The 662-nt window shown below is 38.2% G+C and carries 1 protein-coding gene; it reads left to right on the top strand.

Annotated elements, in window-relative coordinates:
- Positions 1-198 precede the first annotated feature (198 nt).
- Positions 199-662, top strand: a 464-nt coding sequence (locus tag J4050_RS15190) for a hypothetical protein (protein WP_208155464.1), incomplete at its 3' end; no start/stop codon positions are given.

Genomic DNA, 662 nt, shown 5'->3' with positions numbered 1-662 from the left:
CTTATTTTAAAATAGGTCCTTTTTTTGTGCCGCCTTTTAATTGATTACGGAAAAACCGTAAAAGTAATTGCAAATGTTCCTCCATTTTAACATTCTCTGGTTTTCTCTCTAAAACGTCCCTAGGTAATTTTATCCCATCCCTCCCTAAAAACTGATTTATAGCGATTAATATGTAACATTTTAGTCTTTATAAATTTTATGAAAAACAAATTAATATGGGCAATGCTTATACTGCTAGCCCTAACACGTTGCGAAAAAGAGCCCGCTCTGCAAGAGGCTGAGGACGTCAATCTCGGTGCAATAGATTTTCCAGAACTTAGAATAGCAAGGGTGTCTGATACGGATTCCCTTTTTGCGGCCAAGAAACAGGTTGGCATGTTCATTGCAAAGAAATTTGGCAAAACACAAATTGACAATACCTACAGAATGACCTCAGAGACCTATGGCTTTAGTATAGACACCAGTTATGTGCAGGTGATTACAACGGATATCTATGAAAGTTATACTTTTATGGCAGAGGACGGTGAGAGTGCCGTGCTCAAAAATTATATCCTTACCATGTTCCCAGACGGCAATTACAAACAGCTATTGGTAACGTATCCAAAAGTTTTAGAAGATGGCGATTATGTCTATGACATAGACCAGGCCACGGCATCTGTTAT

This window comes from Winogradskyella pelagia (genome assembly GCF_017581965.1).
GTDB lineage: Bacteria > Bacteroidota > Bacteroidia > Flavobacteriales > Flavobacteriaceae > Winogradskyella > Winogradskyella pelagia.
This window is presented reverse-complemented; position numbering and strand designations above follow the sequence as displayed.